Origin of the sequence: Aquirufa esocilacus, assembly GCF_042715595.1 — a bacterium.
GTDB lineage: Bacteria > Bacteroidota > Bacteroidia > Cytophagales > Spirosomataceae > Aquirufa > Aquirufa esocilacus.
In genome coordinates this window covers 46,502-69,139 of the sequence record NZ_JBBKXX010000003.1, presented here as the reverse complement: position 1 = coordinate 69,139, position 22,638 = coordinate 46,502, and the positions used below count along the sequence as shown (strand labels likewise).

Sequence of the window (22,638 nt, the reverse complement as noted above, 5' to 3'; positions counted from 1 at the left end):
TTGTTATTTATGAATCTGCTTAAAATAAAAAATGTCAATCAGTCCGAGAAATCCCATGGAAAAATCCACCTGATTACTGTTAACTAATTGACATAATTTTTATGGTTGCTTCGATTACTTTGCGTTCTCTTCCAAATAAGTAATAGCTTGGCCTACTGTTTGGATGTTCTCCGCTTGATCATCTGGAATAGAAACAGAGAATTCTTTTTCGAATTCCATGATTAACTCAACTGTGTCTAGAGAGTCAGCTCCCAAATCGTTTGTGAAAGATGCCTCAGGAGTAACTTCTGATGCTTCTACACCTAATTTTTCAACGATGATGCTCTTTACTTTTTCTGCAATATCTGACATTTTAATATTATTTTGGGGTTCAAAAACGATGCAAAGATTAGAATTAAAGTTGAATTTATCAAACAAATTCAATTCTTATTAACCTGTTCTACGCTGTTTATCTTAAAAACAAAGTGATGCAGCCCCTAAAAGGCCTGCGTCATTGCCTAATAAGGCTTTTTTAATCGTCAATTTTTCTAAATAAGCCGGAGTTAACCAGTAATTCAACTGCTTCTCCATACTAGGTAAAATAAAGTCGTAAGAGGCTGATAATCCGCCACCTATGAAGATATTTTTGATATCTAGGATACGAATCAATGAAACGAGCATATCACCTAACATCGTACCTACTTCGTTCCAAATCGCTAAGGCTAATTCATCTCCTTCTTCTGCGCCTACCACTAAAGCGGTAGTTGAAATAGTGCCATCAGCAGGAAGCGAGGTTTTACCTGTATAAGCTGCACGCATGGCGGTAGCCATTTGCAATAATTCCTTCTTACCTACATTGCGCTCTAACACTTTCCCATCACGAGAGGGCACGTGACCCGGTTCCATGGCATTCCCATCGCCACCTAAGAAGATTTTGCGGTCAATAACAGCAGCGCCACCTACACCTGTTCCCAGGGTAATGAAAACGAAGTCTTCGGGCATATTCGTTTTCTCAGGAGAGAAGTAGAATTCGCCTAAAGCCGCTGCATTCGCATCGTTTTCCATAAAGAAAGCGTGCTCAGGGAAACGTTTCTCTAGCATCTCAATCATAGGAGAACCATCGATTTCAGGAATAGCGGTGATTTCAATTAAGGTACGGCGGTCTTTTGTTAGGATACCTGGAAGACCGATTCCCACTTTCTTTACATTCTTGTGTTGGTACAATTGCAAAGCAATCGCATCGGCCAAACGCTCTAAAAAGTGGTGTGATTCTCTCCAGGTAGCAGTATCGTAGCTTTGAAAATTGTTGATTTGACCCGTGTCTGCGTGGACGATTCCCATTTTAACGCCGGTTCCACCTACATCGATTCCTAAGTATTCTGCTGCTGCCATAATTTTGATTTATTGAGTTACGAAATTGTCGAATTTTGACGTGAATTTCAAATCAAAAGTAGCTCAAGGGTAAATTTGCTCGATTTTTTCAAGGATTTGTGTCACTGCTGGACAGATTAACGCGTTTTTTGAGGTTAATCCCAAAATCCCCATGATGTTCTTTCGGTCAGTATGGGGGTATTCGCGGCAGGCTTTTGGGCGGTGATCATAGATGCCACATTTATTGTCCTCTAGATCTAAAAAGGGGCAAGGGGCTTTCGGATACACCCAATCGCCATCAGAATCTTGTACTAAATAAGCATCCAAGAAAGCTGACGTCTTCATTTTAAATAAATGTGATACGCGCTGTATATCCGTGTCATTCCACATCGGACTTGTCGTGCGGCAGCAATTGCCACAGGTCAAGCAATCTGTTTTCTTGAAAACTTCGGTGTGTGCTTGGAAAAATTGCTGGTCCAAGTTCTTAGGCTTACGAGCCACTAAACGTTGAATCAGTTTACGGAAAGAGGGATCTTTAGTTTTGGCCATGGAAGCAAGAACGGCAGCGCGCCTCGTAAGACTCGGTTTCGCCTAATAAGACGGTTTGTTGTTGCTCCACCTTGCGGTAAGAATAATGGGCTGCTGCGCCACAGTTTACGCAAACTGCGTGCACCTTTGTGACGAACTCGGCGATAGCCATAAGTCCAGGCATAGGCCCAAAAGGTTGCCCTTTAAAGTCCATATCTAATCCCGCCACGATGATTCGCTTACCTTGATTCGCCAAGGAATTACATACTTCTACGATGTTATCATCAAAGAATTGTACTTCATCTAAACCGATCACATCGCAATCTCCAGCTAACAAAAGGATTTCTCCCGAGTTGTTGACTGGTGTGGAACGGATGGAATTTTGATTATGGGAAACAATATCTTCGTCATGGTAGCGGGTATCTGCCATCGGTTTGAAGATTTCGACCCGCATTTGGGCGATTTTTGCGCGTTTTAGGCGGCGAATCAGTTCCTCTGTTTTACCAGAGAACATGGAACCGCATATTACTTCAATCCAACCAGCGGGTGGATTGCGTTCAGCAGATTTGGAATGGGTAGGTTCTAAAAACAAGGGCGTAAAAAGCCCCTGAAATTGCATCCAGGGGCTATAAATTAAAGATTATTTAGACGAGAATGTCGCTGAGAAATATTCGCGGTTCATACGCGCGATGTTCTCAATCGAGATACCTTTAGGGCATTCAGCCTCGCAAGCACCGGTGTTTGAACAAGCACCGAATCCTTCTTCGTCCATCTGAGCGACCATTGCCTGAGCACGTGTCGCTGCTTCGATTTGTCCTTGAGGAAGTAGGGCTAACTGAGAAACTTTGGCAGAGGTAAACAACATCGCTGAAGCATTCTTACAAGCCGCTACGCAAGCACCACAACCGATACAAGCCGCTGCTGCGAAAGCTTCGTCCGCATCGTCCTTGTTAATCGGGATGTTGTTCGCATCCTTCGCATTTCCTGTGTTGACTGAAACGAAACCTCCTGCCGCGATAATACGGTCAAAAGAAGAGCGGTTCACTACTAAGTCCTTAATCACTGGGAACGCACTCGCTCTCCAAGGCTCTACCGTGATGGTTTCGCCATCTTGGAATGAACGCATGTGTAATTGGCAAGTCGTAACGCCACGGTTTGGTCCGTGAGGACGACCGTTAATGTACATCGAGCACATACCGCAAATACCTTCGCGGCAATCGTGGTCAAACGCTACCGGATCATCTCCTTCTTCGATCAAACGGTTGTTTAACACGTCAATCATTTCCAAAAATGACATATCTGTGGAGATGCCGCTCACCTGGTATGTTTCGAACTTACCAGCTACGCTTGCATTTTTTTGTCTCCAAATTTTGAGTGTCAGGTTTAAATGTCCTTCCATTGTATCGAATTATTTATAAGATCTTTGAGCAATTTTGATGTTTTCGTATTTCAATTCTTCTTTGTGAAGTTTGAAAGTCGATTGTTTTTCGTATTCCCAAGCCGCTACATAAGCATACTTTTCGTCATCACGAAGGGCTTCCCCGTCTTCTGTTTGGAATTCTGTACGGAAGTGACCACCACAACTTTCGTCGCGATCCAAGGCATCAATACACATTAACTCACCTAATTCAAGGAAGTCAGCCACACGGCCCGCTTTCTCTAATTCAGGGTTAAGGTTATCGATCTCACCTGGAATCTTCACATCTGACCAGAATTCTTTCTGTAAGGCTTGGATCTCCTTGATAGAAGCTTTCAAACCTTCTGCGCTACGTGCCATACCGCACTCGTCCCACATGATCTTACCTAAACGCTTGTGGAAGTAATCGACTGGCTTAGATCCTTTAATGTTCATCAAGGTCTCTAAACGATCACGTACCGCTTTCTCTGCCGCTACGAAATCTTCTGAATCCGTTGACATCGCTGGCGTACGAATCTCTGATGCTAAATAAGCACCGATCGTGTAAGGAATCACGAAATAACCATCTGCTAAACCTTGCATCAAGGCTGAAGCTCCTAAACGGTTAGCGCCGTGATCAGAGAAGTTAGCTTCTCCTAAAGCGTATAAACCTGGAACAGTCGTCATTAAGTTATAATCTACCCAAAGTCCGCCCATCGTATAGTGAACCGCTGGATAAATACGCATAGGCACCTCGTAAGGATCTTCACCCGTAATTTGCTTGTACATATCAAACAAGTTACCGTATTTCTCTTTCACGACTGCTTTACCCATCGCTTGAATCTCTTCGTCGGATGGATTGTGCATATTGTTTTTGTTTGCTTCTCCTTTTCCGTAACGGATGATTGCCGCTGCATAGTCTAAGTAAACCGCCATTTTAGACGTCCCTACACCATAACCTGCATCACAACGCTCCTTAGCTGCACGTGACGCAATATCACGAGGTACTAAGTTACCGAACGCAGGATAACGACGCTCTAAGTAGTAATCTCTTTCGTCTTCAGGAATCTCGTTCGCCTTACGGTTATCGTTTTGTTTCTTAGGAACCCAAATACGACCATCATTACGAAGGGACTCGGACATCAAGGTTAATTTCGACTGGTGATCGCCAGAAACTGGGATACACGTCGGGTGAATCTGCGTGTAACAAGGATTAGCGAAGTAGGCACCTTTTTTGTGTGCTTTCCAAGCGGCTGTTACGTTCGATCCCATCGCGTTAGTAGACAAGTAGAATACGTTTCCGTAACCACCTGTACACAATAATACCGCGTGCCCGAAGTGACGCTCTAAAGCTCCTGTCACTGAATCACGAGCGATAATACCACGTGCCTTTCCTTCGATCGTTACGACATCTAGCATTTCGTGACGTGTATACATTTTTACGTTACCCATTCCCACTTGGCGTTGCAAAGCAGAATAAGCACCTAATAATAATTGCTGTCCAGTTTGACCTGCCGCGTAGAACGTACGTTGTACTTGCGTTCCACCGAATGAACGGTTAGAAAGCAATCCACCGTATTCACGAGCGAAAGGAACCCCTTGCGCTACGCATTGGTCGATAATGCTTCCAGATACTTCAGCTAGACGGTGAACGTTCGCTTCACGCGCACGGTAATCACCACCTTTGATGGTATCGTAGAATAAACGGTAAACCGAGTCACCGTCGTTTTGGTAGTTCTTCGCTGCGTTGATACCTCCTTGTGCGGCAATCGAGTGCGCACGACGTGGGGAATCTTGGAAACAGAATACTTTTACTTTATATCCTAATTCAGCTAACGATGCAGCGGCAGATGCACCTGCTAGGCCTGAACCTACCACGATGATTTCTAAGCTACGTTTGTTCGCAGGGTTTACTAGGGAAACGCTGGAACGATATTTGGTCCATTTGTCGGCTAACGCGCCTTCTGGAATTTTGGCATCTAATTTTGTCATATCAATCGAATCGCTGAAATATTATTGAATCAAATGGAAATAAAAAGCAATCGGCATCGCAGCAAAAGCCGCTGGGATGACGATAGAGAAGATAGTACCGATCGTTTTGATCGTAGGCGTATACTTCGGGTGATTCCAACCAATGGACTGGAATGCGCTAGAGAAACCGTGTAAAAGGTGGTATCCTAATGAAATACATCCTAACACATACACCACAACTACTACTGGGTTATTAAATACGGATTGCATCTCATTGTATAAGGTATGCGAGGGTGTTAGGTCGTTTGTTAAACGAGAGAAGTACCAAAAGTGCTTCAAGTGAAGAATTAAGAACAATAATAATAAAGTTCCTAATAGACCCATCGAGCGAGAATACCACTTGCTGTTAGCTGCACCATCTACCTTTGCATAGGCAACGGGACGTTTTGATTTGTTTTCAAACCAAAGACGCAAACCATCATAAATGTGTAACAACAATCCTGCGAACAACACAATCTCCATCGTCCGGATGATCGGGTTTGTTCCCATGAATTCTGCACCCTCATTAAAAGCTTTACCTCCATCATTTAAGAAGATTAAAGCGTTCAAGCTGCAGTGAACTAACAGGAAGCTAATTAAAAAGAGGCCCGTAATGGCCATCAGGAGCTTTTTCCCGAGAGATGAATTAAGTGATTTTGCTAACCAAGCCATAAATACATGTATTTGTTAAGAGGAAATAAAATGAAACGAACAGGTTCGATTTTTTTTACCTACCAAAACTACAATCGAATCCCCGCTCTATCAAATTTAAAACGTAAAAAATCCATTTTTTTTGAAAAAAACGAATTGCATTCTTAACTTACAGCTAATCAAAAATGTTTTATGTTCATCAATAGATTTAGCCTTTATTTTCTTTTTCTGTGCATGCTAGGTTTTGCAGCTCAGGCGACCCATTTAAAGGGGGGAGAGATTACGGTAAAACGTATTTCAGATAAAACATTAACGTTTGAATTTACACTGACGACCTTTACAGAGAATAACCGGGCGAATGTGGAGCAGAACTCGGTGAATTTCTGTTTTGGGGATGGGTCTTCCATTCTCTCTGCCAGGCGTTCTGCCGGATATCCTATCAATTTAGGGAATGGGACCATGAAAAACGTCTATAAAATTCAATACACGTATCCAGCAGCTTCTTTATTTTACAAAGTCTCGGTAGCCGTGCCTAATCGAAATGATGGCGTTTTGAACATCACACGTTCCGTGGATGTGGCCTTTTACGTGGAAACGATATTTTCTATCAATGCGGGTTTGGGCTTAAATTCCACCCCCGTCTTGTTGAATCCAGCCGTCGACTTAACAGCCGTAGTCGGTCAACCCTTTATTCATAATTCGAATGCGGTAGATGCGGAGGGAGATTCTTTGGCCTACCGATTATCTGTTTCCAGAACAGGAGCGGAATTAACGTGTGATCCTGCTAGCCGTGGCTTATTAGCCCCTAATTTCAAGCAGCCGAATGAAGTGTCAGCGACACCATCCTCTTTTACGATTAATGCCAAAACAGGGGATTTAATCTGGAGATCACCCCAAGAAGTGGGAATTTACAACTGCGCTTTTATCATCGAGGAATGGCGAAATGGAGTGAAAATATCAGAAACAGTTCGGGATATGCAGATCGAGGTGAAAGATTTAGATAACAAAGGTCCCTTGTTATCGATACCCGCGGATGTCTGCATACAGGCCGGAACGCGTTTAAATCAAACGATTACGGCCGTTGATCAAGTTTCTAAAACAGGACGGGTGGATCCGATATCCATTACTAGTAGCGGAAATGTGTATGCAATAGATACGTCGTATGCTGTAAAGCCTCCTAATGCCACTTTCGCAGCCGCAGCTCGCCAAACAAGTTTAACAGCAGTGGGTACATTCAACTGGCAAACAGATTGTGTTCACATTCGAAAAGAGGGATATGATGTCTTTTTTAAGGCAGAGGACTTTCCGCCTGTGACAAACGCTGGGGTGAGTAATTTAGTGGATAGTAAGATTTGGAATATACGCGTGCTCGCGCCAGCAGTGAAAAATGTGACGGCTACAGCGGGTGTAGGAACCTCCATCGCGCTTAAATGGTCTAGCTACGCTTGTTCTTTACCTAATGCGACTTTGATTTTGTACCGAAAACAAGGTGCCTGCGATGCCATCTTAAATGCGAATTGTGCTACTGGAATGTCTGCCACAGGGTATACAGAGTTAGCTCGTTTACCTAGTAGCACAACCAGCTATACAGATAATGCAATCGTAAAAAATACGAACTACTCCTATGTGTTAGTGGTGTCCTTTACGAATTCGAAAGGGCAAGATGATTTTAGTCCGATGTCTAATGCAGCCTGCTATCTTATTGCCAGTGCGTCGCCTATTATGACAAATGTGTCGGTTATTAAGACGAGTACGACGGCAGGAGAGAACCTTGTGCGTTGGACGCGTCCAGTGAAATTAGATACCTTGCAATTTTCAGGTCCTTATGCTTATCAAGTGATGCGTGCGGCTGGAACAGGTGCTTTTGGCGCGATTGGTTCGCCTATTTCAGCATCGATTCGCACGGCAGTAAATGATACGACCTACACAGATACGGGAATTAATACTTCTGCCGTGACGTACCGTTATCGGACGGATTTATATTATACTTTGAACGGAGTGCGCACCTTATTAGAGTCGCCTACTCCAGCTGCCAATGTGCGTTTAAATACGCAGGTGGCCATTGCATCGGTTAAATTAGCCTGGTCAGCGACGGTGCCTTGGACAAATGAAAATAGAATTCACCGTGTTTACCGCGAAACGCCTCGTGGTTCTGGAATCTTTAACCGTATAGCGGATGTGCCAGTAACTACGGCAGCCACCTTTAAATATGTGGATTCAGGTGCAGATACGTATGCCGCAGATGGGACTTTTTCTGTGGCGATGAAAACAGATTCATCGTATTGTTATTACGTGGAGACCTTGGGTTCGTATGGGCCAGGATTGCCAGCCATGGAGTTGATCAATAAGTCCCAAATCATTTGCGGCGTTCCACAGACAGACATTTTTCCTTGTCCTCCAGCTTTGCAATTATATACAGTGGATTGCGCGTCCTTAGATGCGAAAGCGGATTGTTCATTTAGTAGCTTTACGAATCAACTTACTTGGACGCCTACGGTGTCTGGTGTTTGCGATCCAGATATTGTGAGTTATAAGATTTATTATGCCAAAGACCCGTCTTCTCCCTACACCTTGTTAGCCACATCTTCTACGTTAAACTTCTCGCACATACTTCAAAACTCCTACCGCGGATGTTATTATGTGACGGCAGTCAGTGCGCTAGGGAAGGAGAGTGGGCCTAGCACAAAGATTTGTGTAGAAAACTGTGCCTCGTTTGACTTACCTAATTTATTTAGTCCAAACGGCGATGGTTTGAATGATTCTTTCAAGCCAATGCGTTGCCCTCGTTTTGTTAGTTTAGTGACCTGTAAAATCGTGGATCGCAATGGCCAATTGATCTACCAATATACGGGACCTTTGTCTGGTTTTGGCTGGAATGGAACGGATGCGAATGGCAATCAAATGGCCGCCTCGTCTTATTTCTATACTTGCGATGTGGTTTTCGATCTGTTTGATAAATCCGCTCAGAATAAAAGCCTCAAAGGCTGGGTAGAACTAGTTCGTTAAGATGGACGGAATTGTATTAATCGATGGCAGTTGCCGCTTTTGCCGTTTCGCATCGAAGCTGCTGAAACGGATGGTGGCTGGAAAACTTCAGATTATCCCCGAGACATCATTCATATCGTTTGCACTTCCAGCTATCGATAGCATCAAATGGGTGGTAGGCGAGGAGGTCTACATGAAATCAGATGCCATATCGCGCATTTTGGTCAATGCTCATTGGTATTTTCAACCCATCCGCATCGTGTTTTTGTTGCCCGAAAGTCTGCTGGACAAAGTCTATGATTGGGTGGCGAAGAATCGATTATTTTGGGGTAAATCGGTGGATGATTGTGCCATTTAGGGCTTTTGGCCTATCTTTGTGAAATAATTAATCAAAAATCATTCAAATGAAAGCATATATTTTCCCAGGTCAAGGTTCTCAGTTTCCAGGTATGGCAAAGGATCTGTACACGAATTTTCCTTTGGCAAAGCAGATTATCGATGAGGCGGATGCCATCTTAGGTTTCTCGTTATCGGCTGTGATGTTCGAGGGAACAGAGGAGGAATTGAAGCAAACGAAAGTGACGCAGCCTGCGATCTATTTGCATTCTATTTTGATCGCCAAATTAGGCAAAGACTTCGCTCCCTCGATGGTAGCAGGTCACTCCTTAGGTGAGTTCTCTGCCCTTGTTGCTGCCGGTGGTTTAAGCTGGCAAGATGGATTACGATTAGTATACCAACGAGCTCTTGCGATGCAAAAGGCCTGCGAAATCGAGCCAAGCACCATGGCTGCCGTTTTGGGCTTGCCTGATGCAACGATTGAAGAAATATGTAAGGCCTACGGACCATCCGTAGTAGCAGCGAACTTTAACTGCCCAGGCCAAGTCGTGATATCCGGATCAGTAGAAGGAATCGAAGCAGTGGGTGTTCAATTGAAAGAAGCAGGAGCGAAGCGCGTATTGCCTTTACCAGTGGGTGGAGCATTCCATTCGCCTTATATGGAACCAGCTCGAGTAGAGTTAGCCGCAGCGATCGAGGCAACCGAAATCGTAAAGCCGATTTGCCCTATCTTCCAAAACGTGAACGCTAAGCCATCTCAAGACCCAGCTGAAATCAAAGCGAATTTAATCTCACAGTTAACAGGTGCAGTTCGTTGGACACAGTCAGTAGAAGCGATGGTGGCTGCTGGTGCAACTGAATTCATTGAATGTGGGCCAGGTAAAGTATTGCAAGGCCTTGTTCGTAAGATTCATGCGGAGGCGGTTGTTTCTTCTATAGAGTTAGCATAAGAATAATCGAATTTGATGCGCTGATTGTGAGCGCTTAAGCAAAAAATGACCGAAATAATTCAATTATTTTTTCGGTAACATTTGATAATTTGGGTGCAAGCCCTTACTTTTGCATCACATTATGGAATTGACCTATGGTGTAATGGTAACACACCAGTTTTTGGTTCTGGTTTTCTAGGTTCGAATCCTGGTAGGTCAACATAAATTAAAAGAGCTCATCGCAAGACGAGCTCTTTTTGTTTCTAGGAATTAGTATTCCCATTCTGAATGAAACAGATAGGGAGTGCAGTCAAAAGTATGTACAATATTATCTGGCATCGGGATAATAAATAACCAGGTTACTACTTTATCCTTTTTCGCAAATTCCATCCATTGCGTTACAATAATTTTATGCTTTTGTTTCTCAATCGTAAATGGGTTGAGCGCAAAAGATAACCGCCAATCTTCCCATTGGTGAAATCCGACTTTATGTTTTTCTCCAATTTTCATGTGAGCTAAATGCTTTTTAATCACAGGAGAGTTTTTGATATAATCAGGACTTACCTCAAGTTGAGATCCATCGCCAAAACAATAATGACGAAGTGTTTTCGAGGCTTCTGGAAAGAATATCGCTCCCACCACAATCATCCCAATGACAAGTATCTTTTTACTAAAATACAGTAATAGCAAGAGTATGGAAATGGTTTTGTAGGGGATTTTCAAAAAAAAAGATATATTTTTTGGAGTTAATTTTTTTATTAATTATTTCTCAAATGTAAATTTTAATATTCATGTCCATATTGCCAAACGCCTAATTCATCAATAATAAATTTCATTTTATTTAGCTGCACAGTTGCACGATATTCATAATGTTCTTCTATTTTAGTGAATATAGTTGGTATAATTATTTCCCCATTTGTATTTATAAATCCCCATTTGCCATTTTTTTTAATTCCACATAATTTGTGTGCAAAAAACGTTACATCCTCCAATTCGTTTGGATAAATCATTACCCCATTATTGTTTATAATTCCCCACTTATTGTTCATCATGACTTGGCAATGTTTTCCAAGATCTCTATCGCTAAATCCTCCTACTTTTTGAAATTGAAATGGAATTTCAATTTCTCCCTTAGTGTTACAAAAACCCCATGAACCATTTTTTTTAATAGGTATAAGTTTTGTTGAGTAACTTGGAAATATACCAACATCTTCATAAATCGGTTTAATTATTTCTTTAACTTCGTTATTTTCGATAATTCCAACTCCCCAAAAATTATTTTTTTTGAATCTTATATACCCACTACCTTGAAAGCTGAATTCATCTAGGTTGTTAATTTCAGAGTAATTGGTTGGAATTATTATAGATTTAGGTTTATTATATGCTGAATTGATATCTCTTATAATTATGTAGAGTTGTTTGTTTTTATATCCTACTATTCCATAAGCCCATGCATTAAATTCTGACGTAATAACTTTTAAGGAATCATAAACATCATTAGTTAGTTTTGTTGAATCTATCGAATAAATCAATTCATATTTATTGCCATTTTTCAACCATTTTATTTCTGAATCATCAAATTTTCTATTAACTAGAGATATTGAACCATTATTAAAGGAATTCATCATTGAATTCATTGGACCTACTAAAGCACGCGTAAATCCATTAGAATATAAACTTTTATTGATTTTTGAAAGTTTAGAGTTTTCATCTAATAATTTCCCTTTTTCATCGAAAAGTAACTGTTTGTTTGATTTTATAGCAATTATTCCCTCATATGATTTAGCAATCGAATCATAACTGATTGGAATGATTTCTTTACCATTTCTTGAAATAACGCCCCAATACCCATTGTTACTCACAATTGCTATATTTGAATCTCTTTCATAATCGGAATGGAAATCTTCAGCTATATCATACATTTTATGACCAATTAAAGATCCATATTTATTGATCCATCCAAATTGGCCGAATTTTTTTATAAATGCCATGCCACTTGAAAATGAATGTGAATAATCATAGGTGGCAGGTATTTTAAAACTTCCATTTTTATCAATAAACCCAAATTTCATTTCATCTGAAATTAATACTCCTACCCTTGCAAGATCCTCAGAGAAATCTGATGCCTCGTCAAACAGAAATGGAATAACGATTTGTCCTGATGAATTTAAGTATCCTGATTTTCCAATATCTTCATAATGTTCTCCAATTGATTTAGTTACTCTTATAAAATCCTTGGTGATATTACCTATGTTGTAGTAAATAGCTGGAATTACAAATTGTCCGTCCTTATTTATAACTCCATATGAAGTATAATTTCCACTAAAACTTCCGTCTTCAGATTTGTAATTATTAGAAATTCCTACTTTAGCTAGTCCTAATTTATTAAAATCATCAATGTTATTGTATATGGGAGGTAATCTCCAATTCCCATTTTTGTCAATCCAGCTCCAATTGTGTGTTGCAAGGTCTTTAGCTATTGCTAGCCCATCCTTAAATCCATAGAGTTGTCCATATTTGAAATCGATTATTGTTTTTCCATTAGAATTTATCATTCCATATTTTTCATCTTTGTGAAAAACATATCCATCTTCATTAGTTTCAATTTTAGCTAAACTCACAGAGGCTAATCCTTCACTAAAGTCTTCTGCGTGTACATAACGAGGTCCTATAACTTCTTCGCCACTTTTATTTATAAAGCCCCAATAGCCATTCCTGCTGACTCTCGCTAACCCTTCTCTAAATGGAAAAGCTTGATCATAGGTATATTGGCTTATTATTTTCTTTGAAGTGGAGTCTACATAATCATATCCGTTATTTGCAAAATTTATGGTTGGAATTATATTTTGTGAATAAACTTTACATACTAAAAGAATTAAACTAATGAATATGATTCGATTGAACTTAAACATTAAGACCATATGAATTTATATAGTTAATGAAAATTGTCATTTTGAATATAAAAGTGAATTACATGTTTTAATAATATTCAATGCCAGTTGAAGAATAATGGTCTATAGAAATAATCATTTTTCTAATATGTCCAGAGAGCTCTCTGTTATGATTATTAATGAGTAACCCATCAAAAATGTTTAGAGTTGAAATATTTCCATGAATATCAATTAATCCCCATTTTTTATCTTTTTCCATCCCTTTTAAGCCTTTTTCATTGTAAAGTGTCAAGTCGTCGTATTCAAATTTTGTTAACGGAAACCCATATCTATTGATAATTCCCCATTTGTTATTCAGCATTACTTCACAAGAATTACCGTAAAATGTTCCTACTTTATCATATTTAAATGGAATAACTACAATTCCTTTTTCATTGCAAAATCCCCATTTTTCATTTTTTTTGATAGGAAATAAAATTACTTCTGCGAATTTGGGGAATCTACCAACATCTTCATAAATCGGTTTTATAATTTCACTTAAAATTCCACCTTTTATTGATGCTATTCCCCATTTTTCATTTTGACTTACTCTAATAAAGTCATCACTTGAATAATTTAAGTTTTCTATTTTCGAATATATAGTCGGTATTACTTCCAACATACCCTCATTATTTATTCTAATAATTTCAGTATGGTTATTTTTATAACCGATCAGACCAAAATCCAGATTACATCTTTCTGAGATAGATTTGATCGAATCATACACATAATTGCAAAATTGGGTGGAATCTTTGTTTAGAATTCCGTAATATTTTTCATTCTTAGAAAGCCTTTTGTCAGAATTTAAAGAACCACCCCCATAAATATAGGATTCAGAAGTAATATTCCTATTTGGTGAATTTTGAATCGAGTTTAATGATGCAATGTCGCCATATAAACTTTCAGAATTCCCTGCGATTCTGACTCCACCTATTTTTTTATTGTTAGCATATGGTTCAGATTTAATGTGTTTTCCCAGTAAGTCAAAATATTTTTTCGAAATAGTATCAATAGCAATAAACCCATTTGCCGTTTTTACGATAGAGTCATATTTAATCGGTATAATCTCTTCTCCGTATCTCGAAATGGCTCCCCAAGCACCATTATTACTAACGATTGCAAATTTTGATTTCCCAACTTGTGTATGGTCATATCCTGCTTTGGGTATTGTGTCATTTATAAAGTTTTCAGCGACATCATAGTTTTGCTGAAAAACAGGCTCCCCTAAATTGTTAATCCATCCGAATTTGCCATTTGATTTTATAAAAGCCATTCCTTTGATAAATGAATTTGCATAATCATATTTGAGGGCAATTTTTATTTGTCCTTTTTTATCAACAAATCCATATTTAATCTTTTGGTTTTGTTTGTAGCTAACAAGTGCCAAGTTTTGGCTAAAATTTTCTACCGAATGATAAATAAATTGAATAATGGTTCTTCCTTTTTCATCTAATAATCCAGAATATCCAGCTGTATAATCATTATTAAACTTTATTGCTTCAATTATACCATTGTTAAACTTGCCTAAGTGAAAATAATTTTGAGGGATAACAAAATTTTCTTCTCTATTAATAATTCCATAAGCTATATAATCTTTGCCCTCGTTTCCCTCATCAGAAGCAATTTTTTGATTCCCAACCTTTGCAAGGCCTAGTTCATTGAAATCTTCAGCATAGTCATATTTTCTTAATGAATTCCAATTACCTAGTTCATCTATCCATCCCCATTTTTCTGACTCAAGATCTTGAGCTAAAGCCATCTGCTTATTAAAGCTTTTAATATCTTTGAATCGAAAGGCAATGGTTTTCGTTCCTTCTTTATCTATTACACCGTATTTTACATCTTTTTTAATAATGTAGCCACTTTCAGTTATTTCAATTGTACCTATGCTTACTGAGGCTAATCCTTCACTAAAATCATTTGCATCAATATATTTACATGGTATAATTTCGATGCCATCTTCATTAATAAATCCCCAGAATCCGTTGCGACTAACTCTGGCGAATCCTTCTTTGTAAGGAAATGCTTGATCATAAGTAGCCCTACTTACAATTTTGTTAGAAGCAACTTCAATATAATCGTATCCATTATTAAATGCATTTCTAACTGGAATGACATTTTGTCCATCAACAACAAAAGTGTTTAAAATAATGGTAATCAATAGGAGGGTAAATTGAAATTTCGTCTGAATTTTAGTTTTCATTTATAATAGTAGCAATTTTTATTCGTGTTAAAAGAAGCCTTAAAATAAGAATTAAAATTATTATTAGCGTTTATGATTTATTTTATGGTATTTAATTTCAATCCTAAATCATCCCTTTCATCTTCTCCAGTCCCGTTTTAGCCACTTTCAGAGGATCCTGAGTCCAAAGCTCCTTATTGAATAATTCCAATGATAGAATAACCGGCTTTTCAGATGGTTTTAAGCTCTTGATGATTTCCTTAATGGGTGCTTCGCCGTCCCCCGCATAAATGCGGTCACCATCGGTAATTGAAGTAGGTTTAATGGAAGTGACGTAGTCGTTTACGTGGAAGACGTCGATCGAGTTTTCGCCTACTAGGTGGAGGCAGTCGATGGAGGATTCGCCTTTGTAGATATGGAATACGTCTAATAGAAGTTTAGCGTTGGGTTGGCCCGCTTCGGCGGCTACGAAAAGGACGTCAGCGACGCGGTTTAAGTTTTTAGAGTGTCCCCACATTTCTAGTTGTGGAGTGACGCCGGTGCTGACTCCTAAGTCAAGGATAGCGCGGTAGCGTTCGGCGGCGCGGCGTAGGTCTAGTCCTGGTTCTTTGGTGGCGCCCATCGGTGGAGCAGCGGTGCGGAAACAGCCTAATTGCGCGAGCATATCCATCTCGCGTTTCATTTGCTCTAAACCTTGTTTACGCATCGCCTCATCATCTACAATCCATTGGGCGAAGCCAATGGCGTTTTGGATCTTAATTCCTAGGTCATCGATGCGCTTCTTCGCTTCTAAAAGGGTTCCGCCTGATTTTAAATAGGCCTCAAGTGTAGGTACCCAAATTTCACAATGCTGAAAGCCAGCCGCGGAGGCGACTTCGAGTTCTTTGATGAGTCCTAATTTTTGGCCCATAATCGTACTCATATTCAATGAAAATTCGAATTTAGGAACCTTTGCAACCGGTGCGGCGGAGGCAGATGATGGCAGTAATACAGCTCCCGCGGCAGTTCCAGACGCAATTAATAAATCGCGGCGACTAATGTTTGTCATAGTTATAAGTTTATTTCGCCTAGCTTCTCATAAGCGAGAATCATCGAGCGAACATTATGGTAATTTATTTTCCAGTTGTGGGCCATATGTCGCCAAATCGGTTCCCCCTCACGGGTCATCAACGGCCACCATTCACCCGTATTTCGGTTAATCATTTTGTCAAAAACAAAGCGATGCACTTGTTCGTAGGCTTTTAGGAATTGCGGATCTCTGGTTACTAGATAAGCATCCAGCATTCCGATGAGCATTTCAGCTTGCTGCCAAAATTCCTTCTCTACATCCGTAGGTCCTCCACTGTGCGAACCCTCTACGTAGACGCCGCCATATTCCCAATCTATGCCATTTTCCATCGAATGATAGAATGCCTTTTTGATGTTGTCCAAATAAGGTGCGATATCGATCTTGCCTACCTTCAACGCATGCAATAATAGCCAGCCAAATTCCGAGTTGTGGCCGTAGGAGGTATTGTCGACGGCTGAGGCTTTTTGGCCTCCATCCTGAAAACGATCCCAGCCCCACACGATATCGAATTTAATCTGTGGCGCCACGCTCCAGTCTGCCCAAAACTGCGGAATACCCGTTCCAGTAGCCGGATCCATAATTTTCTCAATCAATATATCGATGGATTCTTTCAGCTTTCTTCGGTGAATCTCTTTCCCACTCGCCTCATACAGGGTCGTGAATGCCTCCATCAAGTGCATGTGTACATCTAAGGTTTTTCGATCCCCACCAGGAGCACCCAGTCCCATGAGCGACCAATCTTCCGCAAAGAATTCCCAGTAACCGCCGTGATGGGTATCCACCGCATATTTTTGGAGTAAATCAAACACCCTCTCCGCATATTCTAATCCCACCGGATCCCCCGTCGCCAGGGTATATTCGCTGAGAGAATAAATCGCAAAGCTATGTCCATACCCAATCTTCTGTTTATTGGTTGCTTTACCCGCTCGGTTGACCATCCAATAGAATCCACCGTTAGTAGAATCCCACATTTTGTCCAGCAAGAATCGAACACCATGTGCCGCCATCTCTTTCATTACCTCTCCTCCAAAACCATGGCGATATGCCTGTGAATACGTAAACACCGAGCGCGTCATCGCAATCAGCGACTTATCATCATCCCCCGCATCGTCCCCAAACTCATTGAAGTGGGTTATGTACCCACCCAGTTTCATATCGACCGTGCGTTGAATCCAAAAGGGCAACAACGCGCCCTCGGTATAGTCCTTGATTTCTGCTCTAAGCGATTGTATGTCCATCGTGTAATTGTCTAATGGCGTCCGGACTCGCGGAGCCCGTTTCGCCTAGTTGATGAATACTGATATGTACGGCCAAAGAGGCGAATTCACAAGCTTCCTCCACCGAGGCCCCCGCCGCTCTCGCCGCAGAAAACCCTGCTACTACCATATCTCCCGCACCTACCGTATCGATGGGGCCTTTCACTGGGAAAGCAGGTTGGTGATGAAATTCCTCCGTACCTGCATATACCATTCCTTTCTCGCCTAAGGTGACTAATACCGGATTGTTTCTCGTGTTAGCCCAGATTCGGATGTTTTCTGGGGTGGCAGGCTTTTGGTGTATTTTGACAAACTCAGCCTCATTTACTTTTAGAGGGAGGTGTTTTGCGTAACTGCCTAATGAACGCAGATCTGCCAAGGCGTTTGCGTGATTAATTCCCTCGATGTGCTTCGCTTGCAGTAGGGGAATTCCAAATTGTTCATTGAATATAATCCAGTCGAAAGTCTCAGCGGCTAAAGATTGTAGGAGTTCTCCCGTCTGTGCTTGAAAATTCGAAGACCTAGTTCCAAAATCGATTCGATTCAATTCCTCTTGGGTTTGCAGCGGTTTCGAATAGGTAGGAGTATCGATATGCGTTTCTTTAATGTTCGTAGCATTGATGCCTAAAGCCGCCATTTGATGTAGCATCTCTCTTCCAAAGAGATCATTCCCTCGCACCCCGAATGCCGAGACTTGGGCTCCTAACACTGCTAGATTTTTGGCTACATTGCCGGCTCCGCCTAGATAGGTACGTGGTGCAGAAGCGCAATGCACTTCTTTTGCGGTTTCAAGAGAAAATTCATTGGTGGAGGTTTGAAGGTCAAAATAGAAGTCCAAAGCAAAATCCCCCATCACCGCTATACGCAGCTGTTGGATTCGAGCCAATAAGGTCTCCAATCTTTCCGAGTTCATGTCTGATAGGTTTAGCTAAATTTTCATCGAAAAATAGGGATATTTTCTTTAATTTTGATCATCTATTCATTCTAATTCATATTTGTTTTGGCACTAATCAAATCAATCTCAGGCATACGTGGTACTATCGGTGGAAAACCGGGCGATGGCTTAAGTCCACTGGACGTGGTCACTTTCGCAGCAGCTTATGGTACGTGGTTAAAGAAAAAAGGACATCCATCTAACTCGATCGTGTTAGGTCGCGATGCGCGTATCTCCGGAGAAATGGTCAGTTCCTTAGTAGCGAATACCTTAATCGGTTTAGGCTGGGATGTTTTAGATATTGGTCTTTCTACGACCCCCACTGTTGAATTAGCGGTGCCCTGGACGAAAGCGGCAGGAGGAATCATTATCACGGCTAGCCACAATCCGGCGCAATGGAATGCCTTGAAATTATTGAATGATCGCGGAGAGTTTATCTCAGATCAGGATGGAAAAGACTTATTAACCCTCGCCGAAAATCAAGATTTTGATTTTGCGGACGTGATGAAATTAGGTCAATTAACCCAGGACGATAGCTTTTTACAGCAGCACGTGGATCATGTGTTAGGTTTGAGCTGGGTAAATCAACCCGTGATTGCGAAAGCGAACTTCCGTGTATTAGTCGATGCTGTGAATTCGACGGGAGGAATCGTGGTGCCTATGTTGTTGAAAGCTTTGGGTGTTCAACACGTGGACGTGATTTTTGGGGAGGCGACGGGTCATTTTGGCCATAACCCTGAACCACTTCCGGAGAATTTAACGGAGATGATCTCGAAAATGAAAGGCGGTAACTACGATTTAGGAATTGTAGTGGATCCAGATGTGGATCGCCTTTGCTTTATTTCGGAGGATGGGACGCCTTTTGGCGAGGAATATACCTTGGTTGCAGTAGCTGAATATGTGCTTTCTGTGAAGCCAGGCAATACCGTATCCAATCTTTCTTCTACGCGTGCTTTAGCAGACGTAACGCGCAAAGCGGGTGGCGAATATTTCGCGGCAGCGGTAGGAGAGGTGAATGTGGTGACTAAGATGAAAGCGGTGAACGCGATCATCGGTGGCGAGGGTAATGGAGGCGTGATCTTCCCAGAGTCGCATTACGGTCGTGATTCCCTGGTGGGAATTGGTTTGTTCTTGACGCATTTGGCAAACAAAGGCATCAAAGCATCCGAACTACGCGCGAGCTATCCGGCGTATGTGATTTCCAAAAATAAAATCGAATTATCCGCTGACCTGAACGTTGATTTAATCCTCGTGACGGTGGCAGAAAAATACAAGAATGAGAAAGTAAACACCATCGATGGTGTGAAAATTGACTTCCCAGATCGCTGGGTTCATTTACGCAAATCGAATACAGAACCGATCATTCGCATTTACGCGGAGGCATCTTCGGAGGCTGAGGCAGATACACTCGCTCAACAAATTATACACGTGATTGAAGAAATCGCGAAAGTTTAAATGTCAGAAAAAACACCTATTTACCTAGATAACGCGGCGACCACTCCGGTGGATCCAGCGGTTTGGGCTGAAATGCAGCCTTATTTCGAGAATTTTACCGCGAATCCCTCGTCGATTCACTCCCACGGTCGCCAAGCAAAAGTGGCGGTAGAAAAGGCGCGTAAAACGATTGCGACTTTATTAGGCGCCTCGCCATCGGAGATATTCTTTACCTCGGGTGGAACGGAAGCGGATAATACGGTCTTGCAATCAGCTGTTTTGCACGGTGGATGCAAGGTGATCATCACGTCTCCATTAGAGCACCACGCGGTATTGCATACGGCGGAGGCTTGGGCGAAACTCGGTTTAGCGGAATTGAAATTAGTTCGCGTGAATCCGGATGGAGCGATTGATTTGGTGCATTTAGAAGAGTTGTTAGCTTCATCTGACAAAGCGATTGTGAGTTTGATGCACGGGAACAATGAGATTGGTAATTTATTGGATTTAAACGCGGTGGGCGACCTGTGCGAGCAATATGGAGCCTTGTTTCATTCAGATACCGTCCAAACCATGGGACACTACAAGCACGACGCCTCAGCCTTGAAAGTGCATTTCATGGTGGGTGCCGCGCATAAATTCCACGGTCCAAAGGGTATTGGTTTCTTGTATGCCAAAGCCGGAACGAAATTTAGTCCGCTGATGCACGGTGGAGCGCAAGAGCGTAACCAGCGCGGAGGCACGGAAAACGTGTATGGGATGATTGGTATTGCCAAAGCCCTAGAAATGGCCTACACCGCGATGGACGAGCACGCAACCTACATCAAAGGTTTGAAAGCGTATTTCATCGAAGGATTACAAAAACAATTCCCGGGCATTTCCTTCAACGGAGCTTCTGGGGATGTAGAAAATAGCTTATATACAGTATTGAACGTGCGATTCCCATCGGTGGCGGACGGCGACATGCTGTTGTTTCAATTAGATATAGAGAAGATCTCGGCTTCCGGCGGTAGCGCTTGTTCGAGCGGAACTTCGGTGGGTTCACACGTTTTGTCGGCCTTAAATCCGACAGCGACGGGTGCCGCTGTTCGTTTCTCCTTTAGCAAAAATAATACCCGAACGGAGATCGATCGGGTATTAGAAGTATTGAAAAATATCGTGTCTTAGTAGGCGCGAGCAAAGATGACTCTGCGGCTGGAAGGTGCTCCTGTTAGGATGCATTTTCCAGCTTCTTCTTTTGCATCTAGTGGTATACAACGAATCGTCGCCTTCGTTAATTCTTTGATTTTCTCTTCCGTCTCAGATGAACCATCCCAGTGCGCAGAAAGGAATCCACCGTCTTCGATTTTCGCGGTAAACTCGTCCCAGCTATTTACCTCGAAGGTGTTCGTTGTTCTGAAATCAAGTGCTTTTTGATAGATACTTTTTTGGATGTCTTCCAAAGTGTCCACGATCACGTCTTCGATTCCCTCGAACGGCATGCTTGTCTTCTCTCGTGTATCACGACGAGCTAATTCGATCGTTCCGTTTTCCATATCGCGGTTACCAATCGCAAGACGCACAGGAACCCCTTTTAATTCGTATTCAGCGAATTTAAAGCCTGGACTTTGATTTTCAGCGAAGTCAAACTTCACGGATACGCCGCGGGATTTTAGCGCTTTAACTAATGGATTGATACGCGCTTTAATATTTTCTAATTGCTCTTCACCCTTATAGATCGGTACGATCACGACTTGAATAGGAGCTAATTTAGGAGGCAAGACTAAACCTTGGTCATCCGAGTGTGCCATAATCAAGGCACCCATTAAACGCGTGGAAACACCCCAAGAGGTTCCCCACACATAATCCAATTGATTTTCCTTATTAACGAATTTTACATCGAAGGCTTTGGCAAAGTTTTGGCCCAAAAAGTGCGATGTGCCCGCCTGTAACGCCTTTCCATCTTGCATCATCGCTTCGATACAATAGGTTTCATCTGCTCCAGCAAAACGCTCATTTGCCGTTTTAATTCCTTTCAATACGGGCATCGCCATAAAAGTCTCTGCGAATTCCGCATACACCTCTAGCATCTGTTCGGTTTCTTCGATTGCCTCTTGCTTAGTCGCATGAGCCGTGTGGCCTTCTTGCCACAAGAACTCAGCTGTACGTAAGAATAAACGCGTACGCATTTCCCAACGCACTACGTTCGCCCATTGATTAATTAATAAAGGCAAATCGCGGTAAGATTGAATCCAGTTTTTATAAGAGGACCAAATCACCGTTTCCGAGGTAGGTCTCACAATTAATTCTTCTTCTAATTTCGCGTCTGGATCGACGATCACTCCACCGCCATTTGGATCATTCTTTAGACGGTAGTGCGTTACGACGGCACATTCTTTGGCAAAACCCTCTACGTGTGAAGCCTCTTTAGAAAGGAAAGATTTAGGGATGAAAAGGGGGAAATAGGCATTTGTGTGGCCCGTTTCTTTGAACATATCATCCAATGCGCGCTGCATTTTCTCCCAAATGGAATAGCCATAAGGTTTAATGATCATACAGCCTCTCACCGCTGAATTTTCAGCTAGATCTGCTCTCTTCACTAATTCGTTGTACCACTCAGAATAATTGTCCGCGCGGCTTGGTAGGGATTTACTCATAAATTATGTTAAAAT

19 protein-coding genes and 1 tRNA gene are annotated in these 22,638 nt (G+C 41.7%); 6 read left to right on the top strand and 14 right to left on the bottom strand.

The features are described from left to right. Positions 1 to 114: 114 nt before the first annotated feature. The 7 genes from SKC37_RS08845 to SKC37_RS08815 all read right to left on the bottom strand — a co-directional run bounded on the left by SKC37_RS08845 (position 115) and on the right by SKC37_RS08815 (position 5,956). Positions 115 to 351, bottom strand: a complete 237-nt coding sequence (locus tag SKC37_RS08845) for an acyl carrier protein (protein WP_130895240.1) — start codon at positions 349 to 351, stop codon at positions 115 to 117. 102 nt (positions 352 to 453) lie between these two features. Beyond that, positions 454 to 1,371, bottom strand: coding sequence for an ROK family protein (locus SKC37_RS08840; protein ID WP_377979419.1), 918 nt, complete (start codon positions 1,369 to 1,371; stop codon positions 454 to 456). Positions 1,372 to 1,434: 63 nt separating this feature from the next. Next, the gene (locus SKC37_RS08835) at positions 1,435 to 1,899 is read right to left on the bottom strand and encodes a YkgJ family cysteine cluster protein (RefSeq protein WP_130923029.1); all 465 of its coding nucleotides are present in this window, start codon (positions 1,897 to 1,899) and stop codon (positions 1,435 to 1,437) included. Next, positions 1,886 to 2,470, bottom strand: a complete 585-nt coding sequence (locus SKC37_RS08830; protein WP_261345562.1) for a thymidine kinase — start codon at positions 2,468 to 2,470, stop codon at positions 1,886 to 1,888. The genes SKC37_RS08835 and SKC37_RS08830 overlap by 14 nt, the downstream gene beginning before the upstream one ends. A gap of 48 nt (positions 2,471 to 2,518) precedes the next feature. Then, positions 2,519 to 3,277 (bottom strand): succinate dehydrogenase/fumarate reductase iron-sulfur subunit, encoded by a 759-nt coding sequence (locus tag SKC37_RS08825; RefSeq protein WP_377979420.1) that lies wholly within the window; start codon positions 3,275 to 3,277, stop codon positions 2,519 to 2,521. Positions 3,278 to 3,286: 9 nt separating this feature from the next. Next, positions 3,287 to 5,266 carry a fumarate reductase/succinate dehydrogenase flavoprotein subunit gene (locus tag SKC37_RS08820; RefSeq protein WP_377981131.1) on the bottom strand — a complete coding sequence of 660 codons (1,980 nt, stop codon included), beginning with the start codon at positions 5,264 to 5,266 and terminating at the stop codon, positions 3,287 to 3,289. A gap of 21 nt (positions 5,267 to 5,287) precedes the next feature. Next, a complete protein-coding gene (locus tag SKC37_RS08815) occupies positions 5,288 to 5,956 on the bottom strand; it encodes a succinate dehydrogenase cytochrome b subunit (protein WP_377981130.1) in 669 nt (222 codons plus the stop codon). Between the two features lie 213 nt (positions 5,957 to 6,169). On the opposite strand from SKC37_RS08815, the gene SKC37_RS08810 reads away from it, so the two are divergent. The 4 genes from SKC37_RS08810 to SKC37_RS08795 all read left to right on the top strand — a co-directional run bounded on the left by SKC37_RS08810 (position 6,170) and on the right by SKC37_RS08795 (position 10,405). After that, positions 6,170 to 8,941, top strand: a complete 2,772-nt coding sequence (locus tag SKC37_RS08810) for a T9SS type B sorting domain-containing protein (protein ID WP_377981129.1) — start codon at positions 6,170 to 6,172, stop codon at positions 8,939 to 8,941. 1 nt (position 8,942) lies between these two features. Next, positions 8,943 to 9,278 (top strand): thiol-disulfide oxidoreductase DCC family protein, encoded by a 336-nt coding sequence (locus tag SKC37_RS08805; protein ID WP_377981128.1) that lies wholly within the window; start codon positions 8,943 to 8,945, stop codon positions 9,276 to 9,278. Positions 9,279 to 9,324: 46 nt separating this feature from the next. After that, positions 9,325 to 10,206, top strand: coding sequence for an ACP S-malonyltransferase (fabD, locus tag SKC37_RS08800; protein ID WP_377981127.1), 882 nt, complete (start codon positions 9,325 to 9,327; stop codon positions 10,204 to 10,206). Positions 10,207 to 10,334: 128 nt separating this feature from the next. Continuing rightward, positions 10,335 to 10,405, top strand: a tRNA-Gln gene (locus SKC37_RS08795). Between the two features lie 50 nt (positions 10,406 to 10,455). On the opposite strand, the gene SKC37_RS08790 is transcribed toward SKC37_RS08795, so the two are convergent. The 6 genes from SKC37_RS08790 to SKC37_RS08765 all read right to left on the bottom strand — a co-directional run bounded on the left by SKC37_RS08790 (position 10,456) and on the right by SKC37_RS08765 (position 18,535). Then, positions 10,456 to 10,908: a hypothetical protein gene (locus SKC37_RS08790; RefSeq protein ID WP_377981126.1), complete on the bottom strand. Its 453-nt coding sequence runs from the start codon at positions 10,906 to 10,908 to the stop codon at positions 10,456 to 10,458. 59 nt (positions 10,909 to 10,967) lie between these two features. Then, complete coding sequence (locus SKC37_RS08785; RefSeq protein ID WP_377981125.1) at positions 10,968 to 13,097, bottom strand: WG repeat-containing protein; 2,130 nt, start codon at positions 13,095 to 13,097, stop codon at positions 10,968 to 10,970. Positions 13,098 to 13,164: 67 nt separating this feature from the next. Continuing rightward, the gene (locus SKC37_RS08780) at positions 13,165 to 15,318 is read right to left on the bottom strand and encodes a WG repeat-containing protein (RefSeq protein ID WP_377981124.1); all 2,154 of its coding nucleotides are present in this window, start codon (positions 15,316 to 15,318) and stop codon (positions 13,165 to 13,167) included. A gap of 103 nt (positions 15,319 to 15,421) precedes the next feature. Further along, positions 15,422 to 16,345 (bottom strand): sugar phosphate isomerase/epimerase family protein, encoded by a 924-nt coding sequence (locus SKC37_RS08775; protein WP_377981123.1) that lies wholly within the window; start codon positions 16,343 to 16,345, stop codon positions 15,422 to 15,424. Positions 16,346 to 16,347: 2 nt separating this feature from the next. Next, on the bottom strand, positions 16,348 to 17,604 hold the full coding sequence (locus tag SKC37_RS08770) for an AGE family epimerase/isomerase (RefSeq protein WP_377981122.1): 1,257 nt from the start codon (positions 17,602 to 17,604) through the stop codon (positions 16,348 to 16,350). Further along, positions 17,585 to 18,535 carry a bifunctional heptose 7-phosphate kinase/heptose 1-phosphate adenyltransferase gene (locus SKC37_RS08765; RefSeq protein ID WP_377981121.1) on the bottom strand — a complete coding sequence of 317 codons (951 nt, stop codon included), beginning with the start codon at positions 18,533 to 18,535 and terminating at the stop codon, positions 17,585 to 17,587. Before SKC37_RS08765 ends, SKC37_RS08770 begins: the two co-directional genes overlap by 20 nt. A gap of 87 nt (positions 18,536 to 18,622) precedes the next feature. On the opposite strand from SKC37_RS08765, the gene glmM reads away from it, so the two are divergent. Both glmM and SKC37_RS08755 read left to right on the top strand, forming a co-directional pair. Then, complete coding sequence (gene glmM / locus SKC37_RS08760; protein WP_377981120.1) at positions 18,623 to 20,011, top strand: phosphoglucosamine mutase; 1,389 nt, start codon at positions 18,623 to 18,625, stop codon at positions 20,009 to 20,011. Then, positions 20,012 to 21,154 carry a cysteine desulfurase family protein gene (locus tag SKC37_RS08755; protein WP_377981119.1) on the top strand — a complete coding sequence of 381 codons (1,143 nt, stop codon included), beginning with the start codon at positions 20,012 to 20,014 and terminating at the stop codon, positions 21,152 to 21,154. On the opposite strand, the gene proS is transcribed toward SKC37_RS08755, so the two are convergent. Further along, positions 21,151 to 22,623 carry a proline--tRNA ligase gene (proS, locus tag SKC37_RS08750; RefSeq protein WP_377981118.1) on the bottom strand — a complete coding sequence of 491 codons (1,473 nt, stop codon included), beginning with the start codon at positions 22,621 to 22,623 and terminating at the stop codon, positions 21,151 to 21,153. The two genes, SKC37_RS08755 and proS, sit on opposite strands and share 4 nt — an antisense overlap. Between the last annotated feature and the right edge of the window lie 15 nt (positions 22,624 to 22,638).